Origin of the sequence: Prosthecobacter gellanilyticus, assembly GCF_007992435.1 — a bacterium.
Lineage (GTDB): Bacteria > Verrucomicrobiota > Verrucomicrobiia > Verrucomicrobiales > Verrucomicrobiaceae > Prosthecobacter > Prosthecobacter gellanilyticus.
The window spans coordinates 75,720-99,083 of record NZ_BKAG01000008.1; the positions used below are offsets into that span (position 1 = coordinate 75,720).

1 protein-coding gene is annotated in these 23,364 nt (G+C 60.1%); it reads left to right on the forward strand.

Translation table 11 applies throughout. From position 1 onward, the window contains the following. Nucleotides 1-34: 34 nt before the first annotated feature. Complete coding sequence (locus tag BGE01nite_RS07425; protein WP_170266658.1) at nt 35-23,266, forward strand: autotransporter-associated beta strand repeat-containing protein; 23,232 nt, start codon at nt 35-37, stop codon at nt 23,264-23,266. Nucleotides 23,267-23,364: the final 98 nt, after the last annotated feature.

Below are 23,364 nucleotides of genomic sequence, written 5' to 3' on the forward strand. Positions count from 1 at the left end.
GCCAATTCTGCGAGCACTAGCCTCCCAGGCTTTAATGGGAGCTGTATTTGTCTCCGTTGCCGGCGCAGGCCTGCTGCTGGTGGACTCCTCCATGGCCCAAAGCACGATCAATGGGTCCTGGAATGTCAACGGCGGCTCCTGGGGCACCCTGGCAAACTGGTCTTACGCGCAGCCCATGCGGCCGACTTTGATGACCGTGTCCCTGAACCCGGGCGTCTTGGTCACTGTGATCCGAAAGAACGACAAACTGGATGCTGTCGAGCTGCAGAACGTGCAGGGAGCTGGCGGCTCCGGTTTCACCAAGACCCCCACCGTGATCGTTTCGGATCCTGGTGCCAACGGCCGCCCTGCCGTGGTCAAGGCCAACCTGGACATTGATGACGGCGTGCAGCCTGGCGATACCGGGAAGATCGTCAGTTTCACCGTGGTCGATGAGGGCTATGGCTACACTGCCACGCCCACGGTGACCATCACCCGTGAGATTTCTGGACTGGTCGTGACAGACGCAGGATCAGGCTACACCAAGCCACCTCTCATCGAGTTCAACGGCGGCGGCGGTTATGCTTCCAACTCTCCCCCTGCCGTGGCTTTCCGCGGTGGTCTGGGGGGCGGTGCTTTGGCGACGGCCACCGTGAGTGGCGGAACCGTCCAGACGCCCATCACCATCAACAATCGCGGCAGTGGTTATTCCAGCCTCAAGCCACCCACGGTGTCGTTTGTCACCACCTCGGGTGGTTCGGGTGCCACCGCGTCGGTGCATCTGGGTGTTTCTGCAGCCAGCTTTGTCATCAATGGCGGCACCACCCGTTATTCCGTGGCTCCTACAGTCACCATCAGCGCCCCTGCGGGCGGCAGCCCCATCACGGCCACAGCCACGGCGAACCTGGATGGCAATGGCGTCGTGACAGGCGTCACCATCACCAACCCTGGTAGAAGTTATACCGGAGCCCCCACCATCAGCTTCACAGGCGGCACGGTTTTGACTCCAGGCACGAATCCTACCGGCACGGGTGTCGACAATCAGTTTGTGATCGGTGACCTGATCCGCACGGCTGCTGGCTCCGGCTACAGCAATGTGGTGGTGAACCCTGTGGCCATCCTGTTCACTCAGCCTGCTCCGGACAACGTGGCCGCCGGCACGGCGATTGTCGAAGACGGCCGTGTGGTGGCCGTGGAAATCAATGATGGCGGCATTGGCTACACCACAGCTCCCCAGGTTATTTTTGGATTACCCAACCCAAATCCAGCGGGCGTGGTTGGCAATGGTGGTGTCTATGCCACCGCTGCCATCGCAGGTGGTGAAGTCACCTCGGTGACGATGAGCGCGGCTCATCCGTCCGTGCCTTCCGGCGGTGGTGCTGGCGGAGCAGCGGCTGTGACGGCTTTCTCACCTGATCCTGAGGTGGCTAAATTTGGTGCTGTTAGCTCCGTCACGCTGGTGAACAGCGGTCAGGGTTACACATCTATTCCGACCGTGGCGATCGGTGCCACCCTGCGTCGTACAGCGACTGCCACGTCGGTGGTCAGCTCTGGCACGGTGACTGCGGTGAATATTGGCAACCACGGCAGTGGTTATATTGCCACACCTTCGGTGTCTTTCAGCACGGTGCGCTGGCTGGGTTACACCAGCGCCCCTCGAGTCCGGTTCGTCAACAATGGCGTGATGGGCGCGGTGGCCACGGCCACCCGCAACACGACCACCAACGCCATTACCTCCCTCGCCATCAATGACAACGGTTCGGGATATCCCTCCGCTCCCACGGTTACCATCGTCGGTGGCAATGGTACGGGTGCCGCAGCCACGACTACCGTTGCTGGTGGGGTGGTTACCAATGTGATCGTGTCCAACCAAGGTAGCTCGTATGGCGTGGCGCCGACGGTGATCTTTACCGGCGGTGGAGGCACTGGCGCCAAGGGCACGGCCAATATTGTGGGTGGTCGTGTGATCTCCATCACGCTGACCAGTCCTGGATCTGGGTACACCTCGGCACCCAGTGTGGGCATCATCGCCGGGGACGTGGCAGATCCTGCCACCGCCACGGCCAGCATCACTGGCGGACGCGTGACCGCACTGAACCTGACGTATGGCGGCTCGGGTTACACAGGCACACCGACTGTGGTCTTCACCACGGGAGGCGTGACTTTCCCCACCGCCGCAGCCACCGTGGCCGCTGGCCGCCTCAGCCGCATCACCCTGACTTATCCAGGCAGCGGCCACAGCACACCTCCAGTCCCGAACATGACAGGGGGAACGATCACCGGGGGCGTGCAGGGCACCGCCGCCACCACCATTACGGGGGGCAAGGTCAACGACGCTATCACCATCGTGACACCGGGCGGCGCTGATCCTGCGCTGGCCACTGCGGTGATGGCACCCAATGGCACGGTGGACTCCATCAATCTCACCAGTGGCGGCAGCGGTTACCTGAGTGCTCCGCTGGTCACGATTGCCGATCCTACAGGCGTCAACACGCCGGTGATGCTGGCACCGGGCGGCCAGGGTTCGTTCGTGCAGTTCAACCGTGATATTGGCGGCAACAGCACGATCACTCTGGAAGATGCGCGAGTTGTCGGTTCGTTGTCCGTGGGTGACACGGGCGCTGAAGACTACATTTTCAATGCCGGCACCGGTGGTTCTGACAGCTTCCTCGCTTTCAGCATGGGAGCCATCGGGGGTGGTAAATCCTTCCTCACCAAGATCCAGGGTGACCAGGATGTCATCAATGCGCCGCTCATCCTGATGGATGAATTGAATGCCCGTATCAACGCCGGCCGTCTGACCCTGGCAGGTGGCGTCACAGGTTCCGGATCCCTGGTGCTTTCAGGCAACTCCGTCCTCACGGTCCGCGGTGTGGCTCCCACAAGTAATCTTGTGGATCTCTGGCTCTGGAACCGCAGCACCACCAACGCGGGTGCGCAGATTGAGCTGGGCGTCCAGGGTGGTCCTGGTTTTGACACCATCCGCCTGGGTAATGCCAGCATGGGAACGGGAGGTCACGCGGTGCTGCAATTGCTGGAGAACCGCGGCTCCGGTCTCGCCGATCCTTCGCCTTTCCTGGACCAGATCAACGACAATGCCCGCATCGTTGTTGACGCTGTCACGAACCGCTGGGGCTACTTCAAGCTCATGGGTGGTGATGAAACCATCGGCAGCATTCAGGATGTCGGCAATGCTCTCGTGCTGGAAAACATGGAAGGTGAGACCATCAACACCGACGCCGTCCTGACCTTGGGCGGAGACAACCTGGACTCCTTCATTGGCGGCTTCATCCGCAACCGCTCCGGAGGCAGCGGGGCTGGCACGCTGGGCCTGACCAAGAACGGTACCGGAAGTCTGACCCTGCTCGGCGGGAACATCACCTACACGGGAGACACCGTTCTCAACGACGGCATTCTTCGTCTGATCAACACCACGAATTTCAACAGCCGCATTGTCTCGGTCACGGGAACCAAGATCGAGGTCGAAACCACCACGGGCGTCAATTTCGACAACGATGTGAATGGTGATTCATCCTTCCGCAAGCTGGGAGCCAGCTCCCTGAGTTTCAACAGCGGTCAGATGTCCCTGGACGACTTTTTCATGACCGCCGGTTCGGTGACCATGCGTGGCGGTGCTTCCAGCCTGCGTGGCGGTGAGAACATCATTGAGAAAGGCCTCGTCGTCCGGGGAGACAATGGCGCTGACAAGTCCGTGCGCATCGCCGACAGCCTTTCGGTGGGCTTTGTGCAGGCTGAAGGCCGCTTTGGTCAGGCTGGCAGCCAGTTCAACGTGTTTGGTGAGCGTCTGGGGGTGAGCAACCGCGGCTACTATCGTGAAGGTGTGATCGAGTCCTCGGGCGCCATTGAGATCTCCAACATGCTGCTTCGTCTGGTGCCCTCCAACATCACGGACAACCGTGTGGTGGCCAATACCACGACTGGCAGCACAAGTCTCACGCTGAATGACGTCAACAACCTGCTGGTGGGTTCTGTTCTCATTCTCGCCAGCACTGAGTCTCCGGAGGCAAACCTGCGCAACATCCCCCAGGACACCCGCATTGAGTCGGTGAACTTGGTGACCCGCACGGTTACCTTGACCAAAAGCGTGAAGCTGGTCGCCGGCACGAACGTGTCCTTCGTTTACTCGAGCAATACCGATGGCGCGGTCCGCGGTGAGTCGCTCAACTTTGCGGACGTGGTCTTCGACGGCCGCCGGTTCCTGGCCGTGACCTCGAAAGGCACGATTCATTCATCCCTGAACGGCAGCATCTGGACCCAGGTGTATGAGGACCCGCTTGGACAGCCTCTGGAAAGCCTCTCCTGGACGGGTGAGCGTTATGTGGCGGTGGGTGTGCTGGGGCGTGTCGTGACTTCCGGCGCAGGTAATGCCTGGACTGTTCAAAGCACCGGAGTCTCCACCGCGCTGCGTGGTGTCACTGGCACCGACGTCGCGTTCACAGGGAACCTCGTCAATGGATCCTCCACAGTCACCAACGTGGCGAACGGCGCCAGCTTCCTCCCCGGCATGACCATCATCGGCAATGCCACAGCTCCGGACTCCCGCATCCTTTCTGCCACGGTCACAGGTGCCAATGTGTCCGTCGTCCTGGATGGTCCTGCCGTGGCAGCGGGAACGGAAGTGGATTTCAGCTACTTCCGCGGCACCACGGTGATCACCCCGGCAGCCAGTGCCAGCACCGTCACTAATGTCCGCACGGCTCAGTTTGTGCCCACCGGAATCGTGCTGACCAGCAGCCAGAACAACGCCATTCCCAACGGCGCGACGGTCCTGTCTGTCAATGGCCCCACCAGCAGGGTCACCATGAGCCAGAACATCACCGCCAGTTCGTCGTCTCCAGTGGACCTTTTCACCATGATCGGTGACACCACCCTGGGCTCAGAAGTCATCACCAACGTTTCCAACACCTCGGGTCTGGCCGTGGGGATGGTCATCAAAGGCACAGGTATTCCTTCCAACACACGGGTGACCGCTTTCAATGCCACTGCGGGCACCATCACGGTGAACATCAAGCTCCCGGTCACCCGCCCGGCCACGGCGCTCAGTATTTTCACTGGTCGTCTTGTGAGCGGCAGCGCGGTGATTGAAGACGTGACCTCAGCTACCGCTTTCACGGCTAACATGACTGCTCGTGGCCGCCTGCTTCCTGCGAACACCCGCGTGGTCGCCAGCACCGCCAGCACCCTCACCCTCAACAACAATGCCTCTGCCACGGCGACTCCCGCCTCCCTGCAGGCCGTGAAGACGGTGATGGCACGCACAGGTGACTTCTCCTCCGGCAGTGTGACGGTCAACAACGTCTCGGACACCACGGGTCTCGTTCAGGGCATGCCGGTTTCTGCTCCGAACGTCATTCCTGCGGGCACGGTGATCCAGACGGTTTCGGCAAATTCCATCACGCTTTCCCAGGCGGCCATTGCCAGCCCGGTGATACAGTCTTTCAATGCTGGGTTTGACCTGATCGCCGTGGGTGATGACGGCCGTATCCTGGCCTCTGCCACGGGAGCCACGGACACATGGGTGCCTCTGACCTCAGGAATCACCCGTGATCTCAATGCCATCACCTGGAACGGCACACGCTTTGCCGCCGTGGGTGACAACAGTGAGATCCTCGTCTCCACCACCGGCCTGACCTGGGCACGCCAGACACCTCCGCTGGCCACTTCTGAGAACGTCATCATCAGCCAGGATTCGGTAAACAATACCATCAGCTTGAACAACAGTTCCACGGTTACTTCCACAGGAGGAAGCTTTGCGGGCTACAAAGGGAACACGGTGGGTTCGATCAACCAGGCGGGTCAGAATAATACTGCAACCGCAGTGATCGGCGGCATCACGGGAATTCACATTCTGCGCCCCAACCTCCAGATCTTCTCACTCAACGGCCTGCAGGCGGGTGTCACGGTGCGGAGTGTGGACACGGCGGCCAACACCATGAGAATGTGGTCACCTGCCACGGCTACCATCACCGCCGCGCCCATCCAGACTTTCACAGCGCTTGCCAGCACCCGCATTATTGCACTGACGGGTGTGACCATCTCGGCTGCCACGGATCTTTTCACGAAGGTGGATCACGGCCTCTTCACTGGTGACAGCGTCACCCTGACGACCATTACCAATGGCGCGGGTCTCAAACAGGGAAGCAACTACTTCGTGATCCGGGTTAGCGATGACACCTTCAAGCTCGCCATCAGTCCTGCGGATGCTGAGTTTGGCTCTGCCGTCAATGTGACGACCAATCGCACCGGTGTCGTGGTTTCGCCGAATCCGAATGTTCTTCGGGAAGTGACTGACTTCAAAGGTCTGATGCCCGGCATGCTTCTGCACGGCTCGGCCTTGCCTGCCCCCACGGCCATCATCGCCATGGACCGGGTGGCACGCACCATCACGCTGGCATCCTCACCGACCGCCAGCGGCCGCCTCGGGTTCGGCGTGTTGTATGGCAACTTCGTGAATGGCAGTGACACGGTGACCAACATCCGCATCTTCCCAAGCATCGTGGCGATGAGCGGACGGACGAGCCAGCTGGGCACTGTAGGCAAATCCATCGGCGCCTACCCTGACCGCATCAGCAATGGTGTCACCATCTCTTCCTTCAGCAGTGGTGCCAACACGGTCACCCTTTCGGCACCTGCCATCGGCACAGGTTATATTCCCTTGTATTCGATCCTTGGGACGACCACCAATGGCTCGAACCTGATCACCGATGTCTCCACCGCCCATCTCACTGGCTTGGCGGCCGGTCAGCTGATCTATGTGACCGGGACTGCCGAGGCGGCGGACACCTTCAGTGTCTTCACGATCACCAGCGTGGACATGACCAATCATGAGATCGTTCTCTCCTCTCCGCCTTCCTTGAATGAAACAGCTGACCCTGTGGAAGTGTACATGGGTGTTTTCACAGGTTTGGTGACCGCTGGAGACAACGTGGTGCGCAACCTCAGCAACCGCCTGGGGGTGGCTCCGCCAATCCTTGCCCAGCCAGACCTGCAGGACGTGATCTGGACTGGCAGCAAATTTGTCAGCGTGGGTAATTACGGAGCTGTTTTGACTTCCGACGACGGCACCACCTGGTTCCCCCAGAATGCTGGCACAGGCCATGACCTCTTCACCGTGGGTCTTTCCGGAGCCCAGATTCTGGCTGCAGGTGAGGACGGCCTGATCCTTCAGTCGACCAACGGCACCGCCTGGACGACGGCACGCACCCCTGACAATCCATCCTTCGTGGATGCCCGTCAGATCCGTGACATCCAGGCCTTGGTGGGCACCACTTCCACGACTTTGGCCCTGGGCAGCGGCGGCTTGAGTTCCGCGAACGGCACCACTTGGTCCAGCTCCTTGAATGATACTTTCAGCGGTACGCAGACTTTCCTGACCGTCGCCGGTCGCCCCAATGCGGGCGGTGGGCTGACCTTGAGTAATGATGTTACAACGACGTCCACCACCAGCCCTTCGGGTGGCACTGTGGTGAACGCGAACAACACCAACCGCATCGACGATGGTCTCACCCTCCAGTCCCGCGGTGGTGAGATGATCTTTGAAAACAACGCGGCCGCCGGAGTGGAGTTCAAGGAGACCATCGGCAAGCTTCTGCTGGACCAGGGGAACCTGCGTTTGCAGAGCTTCCAGGCTGGGATCGGGGGTAAAACCACCCTGACCTTTGGTTCCCTGGAAGCCAAGCCGGGAGCGGTCCTTGAATTGCTCAGCCGTGATAAATCCAGCGGTTCTGCGGTCAACGCGTTGGGAAGCATCGGCTCCAATGATCGTAACCGCATCATGCTGACGCAGGCCCCTGTGATTGATCCTGTGCGTAAAATCATCGGTGGTTATGTGACCATCGACAATGAATGGGCCACCTACGATGCGACGAACGGCATCACCCGTCTGGCAGCTGGCGACTATGACACGACTGACCAGCCCAACTGGAGCGCCACGGACAACGTGAAGATGACGGCTGGCCGAACCATCACGTCTCCGACCGGCTCCGTGCCAGCCACGATGATTGCCCGTGCCATGAACTCGCTGTTGATGGTGGGACAAACTCTGAATCTGGACAGTAAGCGCATCAGCATTGAGTCCGGTGGCCTCCTGGTCACGGCCAACTCGGTGATTCAGGGAACTTCCTCCAACGTGTTTGCGGGTTCCATCACACGTGGCGCTGGGAAGGACGTGGATGCCGTTGTAAACATCATCACTTCCAATGTCGCCTCGCCGACCTCCGTAATTCAGCTCACGCTGAACGCGCCCATTGTGGATTTCCTGACCTCGGCCACAGTGACTACCGCCCATGCGCAGGGGGTGAGCACCATTACCTTGCCAGCGCCTGCCATGGTCGGCTTGGTGGTGGGCATGGAAGTGGCGGGCGGTGGCGCTGCCATCCCTCCCGGCACCCGCATCCAGTCCATCAGTGGCAACACCGTCACGCTGAGTGTTCCGCTTGCCCAGGGTTTCGCGGCTAACACCGTGCTTTCATTCTCCGGTGGCTCGGTGAGTCTGGCTAAATCTGGCCCGGGTCTCCTGGTCCTGGGCGGTCCCAGCTCCTACACGGGCAAAACTTACGTCAACGCTGGCGCCATCCGGATGACCAACTTTGATGCCCTTGGAACGGCTCCGGCGAGCTTTGTGCCTGACCACATCCAGCTCAACGGCGGCACTCTGCAGATCAACCATGTGCTGACCGGTCAGACGGTGGAACCAGACTACAACGTGAACCTCAATGATGGTCTCCGCGGCCTCACCATCGGCATCGCTGGCGGACGTCTGGAAGTCGGTGTGGACAATCCGAACAACGAAGGCACGGGCCCAGGCAACAAGGCACCGGAGATCAACCTGACCATCACCAACGCCATCAACGCCATCGGCGTCTTGGAACTGGCCGTCCGTTCCAACGCCGGACTCAACCCTTCTCAGGCCAACAGCATCACGTTGGGTACCGCTTCCAGCACCAATGTCTATCGTGCCGGCATCAAGACTGAGGCGACCTTCGAAGGTGACATGTTCATCCGCGGTAACAACCTGATCGGGGGCATCTTCTCCGAGGGTGGTAATCTGACTGTGGATGGGAACAACAATTTCACCGCTTCCATCCGCTCCCTCAAAGGCAACATCCGCATCAATGGCAGCAACACTTTCAATGGTAGCACCACCTGGTCGGAGCCAGTCGACTTCAGAAGCGGCAAGCTGGTCCTCAGCTCTGCGAATGCTCTGGGTACCAATGGCCTGAACCTGATCATGGGAGATGCTGCTGAACTGGCCTTGGCAGGCATCAGCCAGCGTCTGACGACCTTCACCAGCACGGCGCTGTCCGTGATCAGTAATGACGATGCCCCGAACAATTTCGTCGGATCCACTCCTGTGGTCTTTGACATGGACCGCAACCAGAATTTCAACGGCATTGTCAAGGATGGCCTGACCATCGATGGCAATCAGGATGCAGCGCTGAGACTCGACAAGATCGGTCCGGCCACCCTCACCCTGACGAACGCCAACAATGCGTTCAGCGGCGGCGTCCGCATCCTGGAAGGTGCTCTCAACGTGACCACGATCTCCAATGTCGGCAGTTCCTCGGCCCTCGGCAGAATTTTCACCTCGGATCCTGGTCTGCTGGTGATCGATAAGTCGGTGCTTTCTGTCACCCCCATCACAGCTCAGACCACGGACCGTTCCTTCACCATGGGCTCCGGTCCCTATGGCGCAACGCTGGTGGCCAATGGGGGCGTCCAGGAAGCCTCGGTCACGTTTGGCCTTGAGCTCCGGGACGCCATCACCGGCACCACTAGCATCAGCCAGCCGGTTGCTTTCCTCGGCACTGACACCCGCACGCTCACGCTCTCTGGCATCGGTCGCGGTGACAACCAGTTCCTGCTGGAGCTGGGAGACGCCAGTGCGTCCGGGCTCACCAGTCTCTTCAAAACTAGCTCGGGCACCTGGGTGCTTGGCAAGTCCAACCCTTACTCAGGTCTCACCACCGTTCAGGAAGGCAGTCTGGTGGTGACACGCAACGATGCGCTTGGCACTAAAGGACGCTCTGTCATCGCCAATTCGTCGAACGGAGTCTTCACCTCCAGCTCGAACCTGCCGAACGGCACCCCGATCACCTTCCCGCTGTTCGCGGCCACCACCTTGCCGGGCGGCATCAAGGCAGACACTCAGTACTACGTCGTCGGCTCCTCAGGAAACACCTTCCAGATTTCCACCACTCCGAACGGCGCGCCACTGACCATCACTACCAATGGCGCCAACGTCCAGTTTGTGCCGAAAATCGACTCGGTGCGCTCGACCAACCTGAATGTCGGCACGGGTGTCTTCACGGGTTATGCCCCAGTCGGTTCAGTCGTGACCTTCAATACCAAGCTTAGTCCTACGACCATCGTCCTGCCCACCGGTCTCGACACCAACACCCCCTACTATGTGGTGAGCTCGGACAACGGCTCCTTCACGGTTTCCCTCACTCCGGGCGGCGCGCCGATCAGCTTCAGTGGCACATCCACGCCTGACTCGCTCTACTACACCTCGAATGCCGTGGGCAATGCCGGGGCTGGTGTGAACCTGAACGGTGGAACCTTGGAGCTTCGTGACGTGGACTACGTCACCCCGGAGCAGTTGATCTTTGAAGGTGGTGCTCTCTCGGTGCCCACCGGAAGGAGCGCTTCCTGGTCCGGTGATGTTCTGGTCAATGCCAACTCCCGAATCACTGTTGGTGCCAATGGAACGCTGACGCTGAACGGCAACATCCTTGGTTCCCGCGGTCTCAACCAGGAAGGTGAGGGAACGCTTATCATGCGCGGGGAGACCATCGCTCCCACGACCAACGTCGCCAACAGCGTGCGTGAGTACGCTGTGCGCGCCGGCACCCTCGTGCTAGACTACACTCTGAACAATGCGTCCAAACTCGTGGACAATGCCTTGCTCAGGCTGGGCGGCACACGCCGTGGTGGCACCGTGGTGCTCAGAGGCGGCTCGCATGAGGAAATCGTCAGCCAGCTAAACCTGGAGGCTGGTGCCAGCAAGATCTACCGTGAGGAAGGCAGCTCCAGCACCATCCGTCTGAACACAGCCTTCCGCTCCACCGGCAGCTCGCTGTATGTGGACACAAGCCGGATCGCCAAGATCGACAACCCCAACTTCAACGGCATCCTCGGTGCGTGGGCCATCATTCGTGACGCGCTTACCAATGCGTTCCATGTCATTCCGGGCACCAGCACGTTCAGCTACACGGCCACGGTCAATGCCGCCACTGACAAGATCAACACCACAGGGTCTCATTTCATCCGGGATGGCATGGTCGTCACCTTCTCCACCACCGGCACCATGCCTGGCGGTCTGACAGCAGGCGTTCCCTATTATGCCCAAAACACCCAGGGATCCTTCTCGAACCTTGAGGTGACCACGCTTCTCGGACCACCACCAAGCTCGGGGGCACCCGTTGGCACGCGCGTGAACATCACCAGCGCAGGCACCGGAACCCTCACGGTGACGGGTCAGCAAGGCTTCATCCCAGATGCAGGGACCGACTACTTTACCACCTATGAAGGCCATGGTCTGGCCAACGGTGTCCGCGTCCGCCTCAGTTCCTATGGCCAGCTCCCCGCCGGGCTGAGCGCTGCCACGGACTACTACGTCGTCTCAAGTGAATTCAGAGGCTTCCGGCTGAGCCTGACGCTTGATGGTCCTCCCGTGGACTTCAGCAACAACGGTTCAGGCATCCACGTGCTGGAAACTCAGGGCGCTGAGCGCCGCCAGGGCCCCGCAGCCCTGACTTTCTCCGTCCAGCCAGACTTCGCTCCAGGCTCGGATGGCAATGACCGCGTCAAGGTCATCATCCAGCAGGTGGGAGCTCAGGATCCACTAGAGGTGGGTGAGAGCTACAACGTCAACAGCATCTACTCCACCCTAACAGGCCAGGGGACTGGAGCTGATCCTTACATCTACACCCTCAAAACCACGACGGCGAACAACAGCAACCAGGCCATTGTCGGCTTCGTTCTTGGCGACCAGAAGGGCGCGGTCAAAATGGCGAATGTTTTGAAGGTTGAAAGCTCCACCAGCACTCCGAGGGTGGTCCTGTTCTTCCCGCAGTTTGCCACCTTTACGGACCTGAACAGTTACGGCATGCCTGCCGGCTTCACGCTGTCGAACGGCGCCTATGACAATGGCAGCGTCGAGCTCGACTGGGCACGTAATGCGGGCACTCCGGGCAATGAAACGAACCCCAATGACGGCTTCATGATGCCAAACGGTTCGTACAACTCCGCTTGGGCCAGCGGGGTGAATACCGGTGTGACGGGCAGCTCTGGTATCAAAAACCCATCCAGCACCTTCTCCGTCCGCTTTGCCAACAAGACTGCGTCCACGGTCTCCCTGGTTGGCACAGGACTTTATCCGATCCGCACGGGCGGTGTGCTCGTTTCACCCACTGTCGGTGCCAATGATTCCACCTTCAACGGCTTGGGCGTGTTGACCACTGAAAACCAGGGGAACCTGCAGAACTTCCTGTTCCACCAGCACAACACCCTGGGTTCCCTGATCATCGACAACAAAATCACCAACAGGCAGGCCATCACACGCACGGCTCGTCTCACGGGCACCAGCAGCCGCTACCTGACGATGAGTGTCAACGTCAGCTCCCTTCAGGTGGCTCCAGACTGGAGCCTGCCGGTGAGCACGGGTTTGAACACGGGCATTTCGGTCGGCAGCAAGATCGAAAGCATCGTTCAGAACCGTCTCATCATCCTCAGCTCCAACCATGACGGAACCCTGCGTGACCAGCAGTATGTGTTCTCCAGCCCTGGTGCCATCAACATCAATGCCGACCTGGCGCTTGTTGCCGGTCATCCCGGCAGGACCCAGATCACCGGCCTCACCACCACCGCAGACATCACGGTGGGCATGAGCGTCACCGGCCCTGGCATTCTCGCCAGCACCACGGTCACAGGCATCGTCAATGGTAGCACGGTTCTCTTGAGCCAGGAGAATGACACGACCTTCCATTCAGGCGCTTACCTGTTCACGGATGGCGTGACGCCGATCAGCCGCTCAGGCATGGTCAACGAGCCTAACCATTATTTGATCACGGGCATGGCCACTACGGCAGACCTCACCGTGGGCATGACGGTCACGGGCCCTGGCATCACCCCTGGCACGACGATTGTTGAGAAGTCCGCCAATCCTGCCTACGTCCGCCTGAGCCAGATTCATGATGGCGTGTACCGCACCGGTGTGACCTACACCTTCAACGGCGGCATCAACAAAACGGCCACTCTGCCGGTGGCTGTGGTGATCCGTGACGCTTCCGCCGACCCTAACCGTCGCATTCTTGACGGTGTGACGACCACCGCTGGCCTTACACCCGGTGTGACTGTCGTAGGCGCGGGCATCCCTGCCAGCACCACGGTCGAGCTCATTCTGGATGCTCACACCCTCTATCTGAGCCAGAACCATGATGGCGCCTTCCGCCGTGCCAACTACACCTTCACGGGCGGCAGCCTGCCTTCTGTGGGCGTGGTGCTTACGGCCAGCGTGCCGAATGCGGATCGCCGCATCGTCATGGGCATTGTGAACAATGCCCAGGGAATCGTTTCAACGAACGACCTTTACGTCGGCATGCCGATCTCAGGCCCGGGCATTCCTTTCGGAAGCACGATCACTTTCATCTACAACGACAGCGACATCCAGGTTAGCACGAACCACTTCTTCACGGCGGAAAGCACCACACTGACCTTCACACCAACCACAGGTGTTGAAAAACTCGGTGCAGGCACCCTGGTCCTCAACGGTGCCAGTGACTACACCGGCGTGACCTTCATCGCAGATGGTGCCGTGCGCGCCAACCTGCTGACGGACGGTGGTGTTCCCGGCAGCCTGGGCGCCTCCAACGGTGGTTCCGGCAACCTCGTGTTTAATGGCGGTGAACTGCAGTATGTCGGCGAGAACGGACAGACGAACCGCGGCTTCACAGTGGCGGACTTCGCCACCATCAATGTCGGTCATGAGCGCACGACAGCGACCTTCTCCGGTGCCGTCTCCTCGGGCACCGACCGGTTGAACAAGAGCGGGCCTGGCACCCTGGAACTGAACGGTAATGCCAACCTGGCCGCCATGCGCGTGCAGCAGGGCAGACTGCTGCTGCAGACGGTGGACACCAACCCGGCCCCGGGAGCTTTCAGCCCCACCAACTTCTCCCAGAGTGCTCTGACCAGCCTGATGCTGGGCGGCGGCACCATGGAACTCAGGGGCACCCCGGAAGGAAACGTGACCCAGAACTTTGGTTCCCAGCTCACCATCGAGGCTGGCGCGACCATCCTGAAAGTCACCAGCGTGCCTGCATCGAGCCTGGAGGCGCTGACCACACCCTTCACACGCCTGAACATCATGGGCCAGGAAGAGATCACCCCGGTCATCCGTCAGCCAGGTGGCACCGTGAGCTTTGTTGAGAACCCTCAGGGTAATGGCAGTGCGGACATCTTCCTCTATCTGCCTATTGAGGAACGCCAGAAGGTGCTGCCTTGGGCCACCTATCAGGACACCACCAACGGTGGCGGCATCAATCAGTTCGCCACGGTGCTGCAGGCCACCTCGGCCTCGGAAACCACGGGTGGTGAAATTGTGTCCGCTGGATCCATTGGTCTCTATGACATTGGCTCCGGTCTGATCGATCCCGGCAACTGGATGTCGACGCGCAGTGGTGCCGGATCCTTTGACGTATCCGAGGGCGCTTTGAGCCCGGAAGGCCTGCCTTTGGCTTTCAATGGCAACATTGACGTCGGTGATGGAGACCGCTTCGCCCGCACGATCCGCTTTTCAACGGCTGTGGATGGTTCTATCAACATCGCCGCTTCACGGACGCTGGAACTTGTGGGCGGTGCCATCCTGGCCGGCACCAACGTGTTTGGCGGACAGAAAGCCATCAACGGACCTGGCAACATCACCGGTGGAGCACTGAATGACGTCAATAGCGACTTCATCATGCACAACTACAACCCGATCACTCCGTTCACCATCGGGGCGAACATCGTCGACCGGTCTGTGAAGTCGGCCAACAATGCGGGCACCATTGGCAAGGGCCAGATCAAAACGGGTGAAACCCAGATGAAGATCACCCTCTCCGGACTGCCCACGGACTTCTTCACCCGTGTGCGTTCCGGCATGGAAGTTTCCGGCCCGGGCATCCAGCCTGGCACCACGGTCGTGGCGGTGGAAGTGAACTTCCTGCGTCTGATTCTTTCCCTGCCTGCCACGGAAGACCACATCAACACGGCCTTCACCTTCACAGACACCACCAACTTCATCCAGACGGGGACCGGCACCACCATCCTTTCCGGGAACAACACCTATAGCGGCAACACGTATGTGCATGGCGGTGTCCTGCGTCTGAATTCTGCCAATGCTGTCCCCGGCGGCATCGGCGCCACAGGTGGCACCAGCGCTCTCATCGTCGAAGACGGCATCATCGGCCTCGGTTCCAGTGACTTCACCCGCGGGCTTGGCACAGGCATCTCCGACATCCTGTTCACTGGAAACGGCGGCTTTGCAGCCTATGGCGCTGACCGCACGGTGAATCTGGGCGGCGGGGCCGTGCCGGATGTTCTGCGCTTCGGCAATAATAACTTCGTGCCGGATGGTTCTTCCCTCATCCTTGGCAGCCGGGATGCCACTCACAAGATCACCTTTGCCAACCCGATTGACCTCAGCGCATTCAGCCAGGCCATCCGTGTGGAGAACAGTCAGATCGCCGTCGAGGCTGAGCTTTCCGGCAGCCTCTCGGGCCTTGGCCGTATGATCAAGTTTGGTCTCGGCACCCTGCGCCTCGGAGTCAGCAATGCCAACCAGGGCGGTGTCGAAATCGCGGAAGGCAGGATCATCGCCGCCAACGTTCCAAACGTCTTCGGAACTGCCACCGGCGCAGTGCGTCTGGGTTCCAGCCTGACCAATACCACCGCTCAGGCAGGTCTCGACCTTGTGGTCGAGGGTGGGGCAGTTGGTAATCCGCTCCTGGTGGGTGCTGTCAACGCCCGCGGTGCCCAGTGGACGCTGGGTGGTGTCATGGATGCTTCCCAGAATGACCCGCAGGTGGGCACAGAAGCTTCCGCTATGATCGTGAGCGGATATCCAGCCGTCGCTTACTACGACTCCACCAACCAGGATCTGAAATATGTCCGTGCCTTGGATACACGCGGCGCGGCCTGGGGCGCTCCGGTCACAATTTCCTCCCGCGGCAATGTGGGCCGCAACCCATCGCTTCAAATCATTAATGGGAATCCGGGCATCAGCTACTATGATGAGACGAATGGCATGGTCATGTTCGTGCGCTCCACGGACGCTCAAGGCGTCGTCTGGGGCACCCCGATCTCAGTTGCCCAGACATCTCCTGCGGCTGTGGCAGTGCTGCCTGATGGCAAGATCCTCGTCGGCGGTTCTTTCACCCGCTTTGACGGTCAGATCCGCAACCGCCTGGTGCGTCTTGTCCCAGACGGCACGTCCTACAAGCTGGACACTGACCCCCTCCAATTCAACGCCAACATCATGAACGGTGAGGTGCGCGCCATCCTGGTGCTGCCGGATGGCCGCATCCTGGTGGGGGGCACCTTCACCGCTGTCCGTGAAAATGGCGCCGCCACGGTTGACACCACGCGCAACCGCATCGCGGTCTTCAATGCCAACGGCACCCTCGACTTGTCGGTCAACCCGAACGCCAACAGTGACGTGCGTGTCTTCGTCCGTCAGTCTGATGGCAAAATCATGGTCGGTGGCTCATTCTCCACCATGTCTGGCGTCGGTCGCACGCGCATGGCACGCTTGAACGCCAACATCACCCTCGACACTAGCTTCGGCAACACGGACATCCGCAACGGTGAAGTGCGCGCCATCATTCCGGAAGACAGGGACACAGACACGCCCGGATTTGAAAGCTATGCCATCGCCGGTACCTTCACTGACATCCGTGGCAGTGGTAACCGCAACCGCCTGGCCCGTATCAATGCGGACGCCAGCCTGGCCGCGTTCAACCCTGACGCCAACAACGCCGTGCAGGACATGGTGCGTCTGCCGAGCGGCAAGTTCCTGGTGGGCGGCACCTTCACTGCCTTCGCGGGTGGTGTCATCGCCCGCACACGTCTCGCCCGTATTAATGACAATGGTTCTGTGGATGAAACCTTCGGTCAGGAAGTGAATGGCGAGGTCCGGGACCTCCACCTTGAAGCGAACGGGGATGTCCTCGTCAGCGGTATCTTCAGCCAGTTGGGAGACTTCACACGCAACTTCATCGGTCGTGTGCTGGTGAATGGTAACGTGGACGCTTCCTTTGCTCCGGAGCCGGACAATGAAGTCCGGCAGATCGCGACCATGGCGGATGGCAAGATCGTCATGGCCGGCACCTTCAACAACGTCAGCGGAGTGACCCAGCAGCTTGTGGCCCGCATTCTCGGCACGGGTGCCAGCGATTCTGGTTTCACCCGCTCCATCGTCAACGCCGGCTTGTATTCGTCCCTCTGCAACGTCAACGGCAACCCGGCCATCGCCTACTATTATAACAATTCCATCTTGGCCAAAGGTGACATCTATTACATTCGCTCCTCCGATGTGAACGGCGGCGGCTGGCCAAACCCAGAGCTGATCAAGGATGACGGCAATGTCGGCGTGGGCATTTCGATGACCGTCGCCAACATCGGCGGTGACCTCCTGACGAAGGACAATCGCGGCACGGAAACCACCGCTGACGATGAAGTGACCATCTCCGGCACAGTGGCCACCAGCGGCACTCCTGTCATCGCCTATGGAGATGCTGGGAACGGACGCGTCCGCTACGTTGTGGCCAATAACGTCAACGGTTCGGGCAATGCCGGCGTCGGCCTGGGAGAGGCGATGACCAACTGGTCTCTGCCGAAAGATATTCCCGGCCTGGATGGCACGGTCGGCACTCACTTCACCCTCGGTGTCGTGGATGGCTTCCCGGCCCTTGTCTACCAGACCAGTGACACGAAAGACCTGAAATACATCCGCGCCCTCAACGCGGCTGGTCTCACTCATAACCTTCGTGATCCTGTCACGTTCGAGGTTCTCCGGATCCTCGTCAGCCAGTTGAACTTCACCATCGCCAGCTCCTGGGGCACGCCGGTCGTGCTCGACAGCGCGGGTGACGTGGGCGCCTACCCATCGCTGGGTTCGGTCAATGGCCAGCCTACCACCCTCAAAAACCGTCCTGCCATCTCCTACTATGATGCCACCAATGGAGATCTGAAGTATGTGACGGGCGCGGATTCCACAGGTGCTTCTTGGAATCAGCCCACCACCCTGGTGTCTGTCGATGATGTCGGACGTGCGAACACTCTGCTGGTCGCCGATGGCCTGCCCGCTGTCTCCTACTACAACGCCACGACGGCCGACCTTGAGTTTGTCATCCTCAACAATGCCAGCGGTTACTCGCGCATCGCTCTGAATGGCAACACGGCCTGGAGCGGCAACGTGACCCTCAATGGCATGACCACCCTGGCTCCAGCGCTCGGCACCGTGACCCAGTTCACGGGCCTGATCTCGGGTGCCGCTGGTTTCCGCCTGGCAGGGGGAGGCACGCTGAACATCTCGCCTAACCAACGTCAGATCCTTCTGGAGGACACCACTGCCTTGACTCCAGGATGGGGCATTTCCGGCCCTGGCCTCACAGCCGGCACCACGCTCGCCTTCGTGGATACCTTCAACCGCATGGTCACCCTGGATCGTGATCATGATGGCATCTCACGCACGGCCACCTACACGCTTTCGCCGCCACCGGGAGACGATCAAAACAATCCGCGTAACATCGTGGGCACCGTGCTCGTCGGAAACAGCTTCGCATCCGCACTGGGCGGCCCGCGCATGACCACAGGGTCTGGCAGGGCTGTCAACGGCGGCGTCGTCATCCGTTCCGGAACCATTCTGTTCAGCGGCGTCAACCCGCTGAGTTCCGCCACCATCGAGATGGGTGACCAGATCTCCCAGGAGATCAATGTCGGGCGTGCGACGAATTCCATCTCCATCCTGAACCATGGCGGCAGCTTCAATGCCAATCATGACGGCATCAGTGTCAACGCTGATGGTCCGGGTGCTTTCGTGGACGTCAGCGCGACCATCGACGGTGGCTACTATGGCTTGCTCGCCACCACGGCGGACTCCAACGCAGACCAGTTCACCGGCAATCTGCCAAACGGCACTGCCATCCGCTTCCGTGCCAGCCTGCTGCCCACCGGCATCGCAGCCAACACCACCTACTATGTCCGTGGCAGCTCCGGAGGCCAGTTCCAGGTGTCCGAAACGCAGGGCGGCAATTTCGTGAACTTCTTTGATGATGGCAGCAACATGTTCTACATCCTCGAGAGTTCTCTGACGGCGCAGATCCTGGTGAAGGACGAAGCCGCCAATCCGGAACGCAATGGCATCTATCGTGTGCTCATCACCACGGACAATGAGTCGATTGCCGTCAATGAGATCAATCTTGTGCGCGTGGCAGCTCTGGACTCGGTGGCGGAGATGGACTTTGGAGTGCGCGCCAACGTTGCCGCAGGCACCCATCAGGGTCAGTCCTACTACATTGGCAGCACCGTCACGGATCTGAATGTCTCCGCCGTCCACTGGATCCTGGACACGGCTGCCTCAGACGTGGCCCTGCTGGCGAATGCTGGAAACACCACCGTTGGAAATGCCATTGATATCAATGCCATTCCGGGCAGCGTTTCCACCATCCTGGGCGCCAACTCCACGGTCACCTCGGGTCAGGTCTTCTTCAACGGACCCATCACCCTGCAGAATCAGGCACAGGCCGCCCAGGACCTCGAGACGGTCGAACTCCGCTCCTTCACTTCTGAAGGCTTCGGCGTCAGGTTTAATGGTGCCATCACTGAGGCTGATACCCTGGACCGCCTCACTTTGATCAAGACTGGTTCTGGCACCGTCACGCTGGCTGGCAACAGCAGCTTCAAGGGTGGCATCACCATCAATCAGGGCAGCCTGCTGGTGATGAACAATCCTGCCACCGCGCTGACTGGCCAGTCCGGGACAGGCACCGGTGCAGTCACCGTGAATGCAGGTACTGTGCTGGGCGGCATTGGCTCCATCAACGGTCCAGTGACTCTGAATGGCACGGTCGGTTCGCCGGCCATCCTCCGTCCTGGAGACCCCACCACCAACAACACACCTGTGGAAGCCTTGACCATCAATGCTCCGCTCGTGGTTGGAGCGAACTCGGTGGTCGAATTCACGCTGGGCGTGAACAACTTCACCCAGCTGGTCGGCACCAGCATGAACCTGAGCACTGATACCTCCAAGATCGTGGTGCAGTTCGCAGGCAGCTTCCTGCCAGCGGATGGCACGGAGTTCCAGATCCTCAATCTGGTGAACGACCTGATCGTCTTCGGCGGAGCGCAGAACCTGCTGAACCTACTGCAGCTGCCCGTGAACAAGGTGTGGGATACCAACCGCTTCATCTCCGATGGCATCCTCAAAGTCGTGGGTGACCCAACGGCGCTCTCCATCACTGACCAGCCTGATGACGCGACCAGGCAGCAGGGCCAGGAGCATACCTTCACCGTTGCTTACACAGGCTCTGGCCCAGTCACGATCCAGTGGCAGAAGACCCCCATCACCGGACCAGACGCCTGGCAGAACATCCCTGGCGCCACCGGAACCAGCTACACCATCCCAAGTGTCACAGACGACGATCATGAAGCTCGTTATCGCGTCAGGCTGACCAACGTGGTGGGTACCGTGGAAAGCAATAGCGCCACCCTCATCGTCAACTGGCCGCTCTCCTTCGTGAAGAACCTTTCCCCCACTCGTGTGGCTTCGGTGGGCTCTCCGCTCATCCTCAGCGTCGTCGTGGCAGGTGAGGATCCGACCTTTGAATGGATGAAAGACGGGCAGTCTCTCGCCCCGCCAAGTTCCGCACCTGGCGCGAACACTCTCACCATTCCTGGCCATCTGGTCACCCTGCAATCTGCCGGCCAGTATCGCGTGGTGGTCAGAAATCCTCTGAACGCCACCACGGGCATCACCAGTGTGACCTGCACGGTCACGGTGACCGTGGGTCAGGCCGTGGTTGTCCTCATGCCAGAATCCCAGACCGTGCTGGCGGGTTCCACCGTCACGCTCACCTCCATGGCAGGTGGCGATGCCAACGGCCGTGTCACAAGCTGGTTGAAAGGTGCGGCACCGATCCTCGGTGAGTTCACAGAGACCTTGATCCTGCCGAACATCACCGTCGCCCAGGCGGGTGACTACAAGTTCAAGGTGGAAAACAAGTTCAACAGCAAAACCACCACGGCCACCAGTGATCCTGCCAACATCGTGGTGGTGGAGAATCCGAACCGCACTGTCGCCGGGCAGCTCGGCAAGTCGGTGACGCTGACCGCAGTGGTCGGCTCACCCGCGAAAGTGAAGCCCACCTTTGTGTGGTTGAAGAACGGCCAGCCGCTGCCTGCCTCCAACGTCGCGAAGAAGTATGTGCTGGCCGCGAACAAGCTGACCATCAACAGCCTGGCTCTGGATGACGCCGCCACCTACACCTGCCGCGTCACGGGTGATCCCTCTGTGCTCCCTGTGGTCGGTGCCACGCACTTCGTCCGCGTCTTCAATGCCGCGCCTGCGATCGACAAGGACATGCCGCCACCGCCTGCGGGCATGGTAGGCAGCTACTATTCCTGGAAGATCCCGTCCATCAGTGATTCGGCGGATCCAGAGGACTGGAAGAAAGCTCCTGTCACCTACACGGCCACCGGCCTGCCTGCCGGCCTGAAGCTGGATGCGACCACCGGCATGATCACCGGTCGTCCGACCGCGCCTAACAAAATTGTCAAAATCAGCAATGTTGATACCGAGGTGCCTTATGCGGTGAAGCTCACCGTGGTCAATGCCATCAAGCCAGCAGTCGGTGCTGCCACCGAGGCCACGATCTGGAACACCACGATCGACATCAATGCGCTGCCACTCGGCATCGCTGGTGTCTACGCCGGCCCGATCGAACGCAGCGCCACGCTCAACTCTCGTCTGGGCGGCCGCTTTGACATGACCGTCACCACGGCGGGGGCTTACTCTGGTAAGATCATTCTGGGCACAGATGCCGCACGTCCGTTCGCTGGTGCCTTCACCATGAACCTCGACAGTGCTGGTAACTTGATCGGCTCGGCTTCGACCTCGGTGACCATCCTGGGCACCAAGACCTCTCCGCCGCTGACGATCAGCTTCACACTGAACATCACCGCTCCGATCACTCCTGGAGATCCGCCAGTCACCAGGCTGACCCCGGCCAGCATCTTCTACCGCACAGACAGTGTGAACTTCAGCGCGTGGCGTAACAATTATGCCGCCAAGGCGGTCACTGGAGTTGCCAAGCTGCCAACGGCCTATCTGGCTCCTGATCCGAAGAAGCCAGGATCCTTCATCCCAGCTCTCTATAACTTCGCCATCATGCTCCCTGAGGGTGATCCTCTGGAAGGTAATGTGAACGTGCCCCAAGGCTCCGGCTATGGCACCTTCACGGTCAGCGCTGCTGGCGCCTACACTCTTGCGGGCCGCACGCCTGACAATGAGTCTCTGACGGGCTCTTACTGGGTCGGACCGGAAGGTGAGCTGTTCATCTACCAGACGCTTCACACGCCAGTGACCGGCGCTGTTCCGACCAAAGGTTCCATCCACGGCCAGCTTCAGATCGAACTGGGCACCACCCAGGACGAAAACGACCTCACCGGTGCTTTGACCTTGGTCCGTCAGGCGAATCCGAAGGGTCGCCTCTACAAGCTTGGATTCGGCCTGCCAAACACACCGGTGACCACGCCAGTGGGCCTGGTGGCCGTGGGCGGTCGTTTCGTGGAACCTCCGGCAACCGGCACTGTCCTGGGTGCTGCGCCCACCACCACAGCCAGCCTGGTGTTCAGCGAGAATGCTGATCTCAGCTCAAACGTGAACACGGCCACGAACCCGAACTGCATCGACAACATCACGCTCGCCGCACTCAGCAAGGTGACCATGCCGCCCAAGGGCGCCACGAATCCAGGCCAGACGGCCCTGACCGTCGCTCACAAGACCGGCATCCTGGGGGGTAGCTTCACTCTGACAGATCCAGGCACCAAGCCAGTGATCCGGAAGAGCAGCATCCTGGGTCTCACCATCCGGGTGCGCACCAGCGCCTTCGGTGTCCTGCCTCGCACCACAGCGACTTACGGCGTTGGATACTTCGTCCTCGACCAGTTGCCCGGTGGCACCACTGCGCCGCAGCGGACCGGAATTTTCAGCTTCACGGACTAAACAGACCGGGGGTTCTCATCTCAAAAATGAGAATCCCTCCGCCCAAATTCAGGCTGTAATAACCAAGTAAATACTCCGCATTGACTTGATAGCTTGAA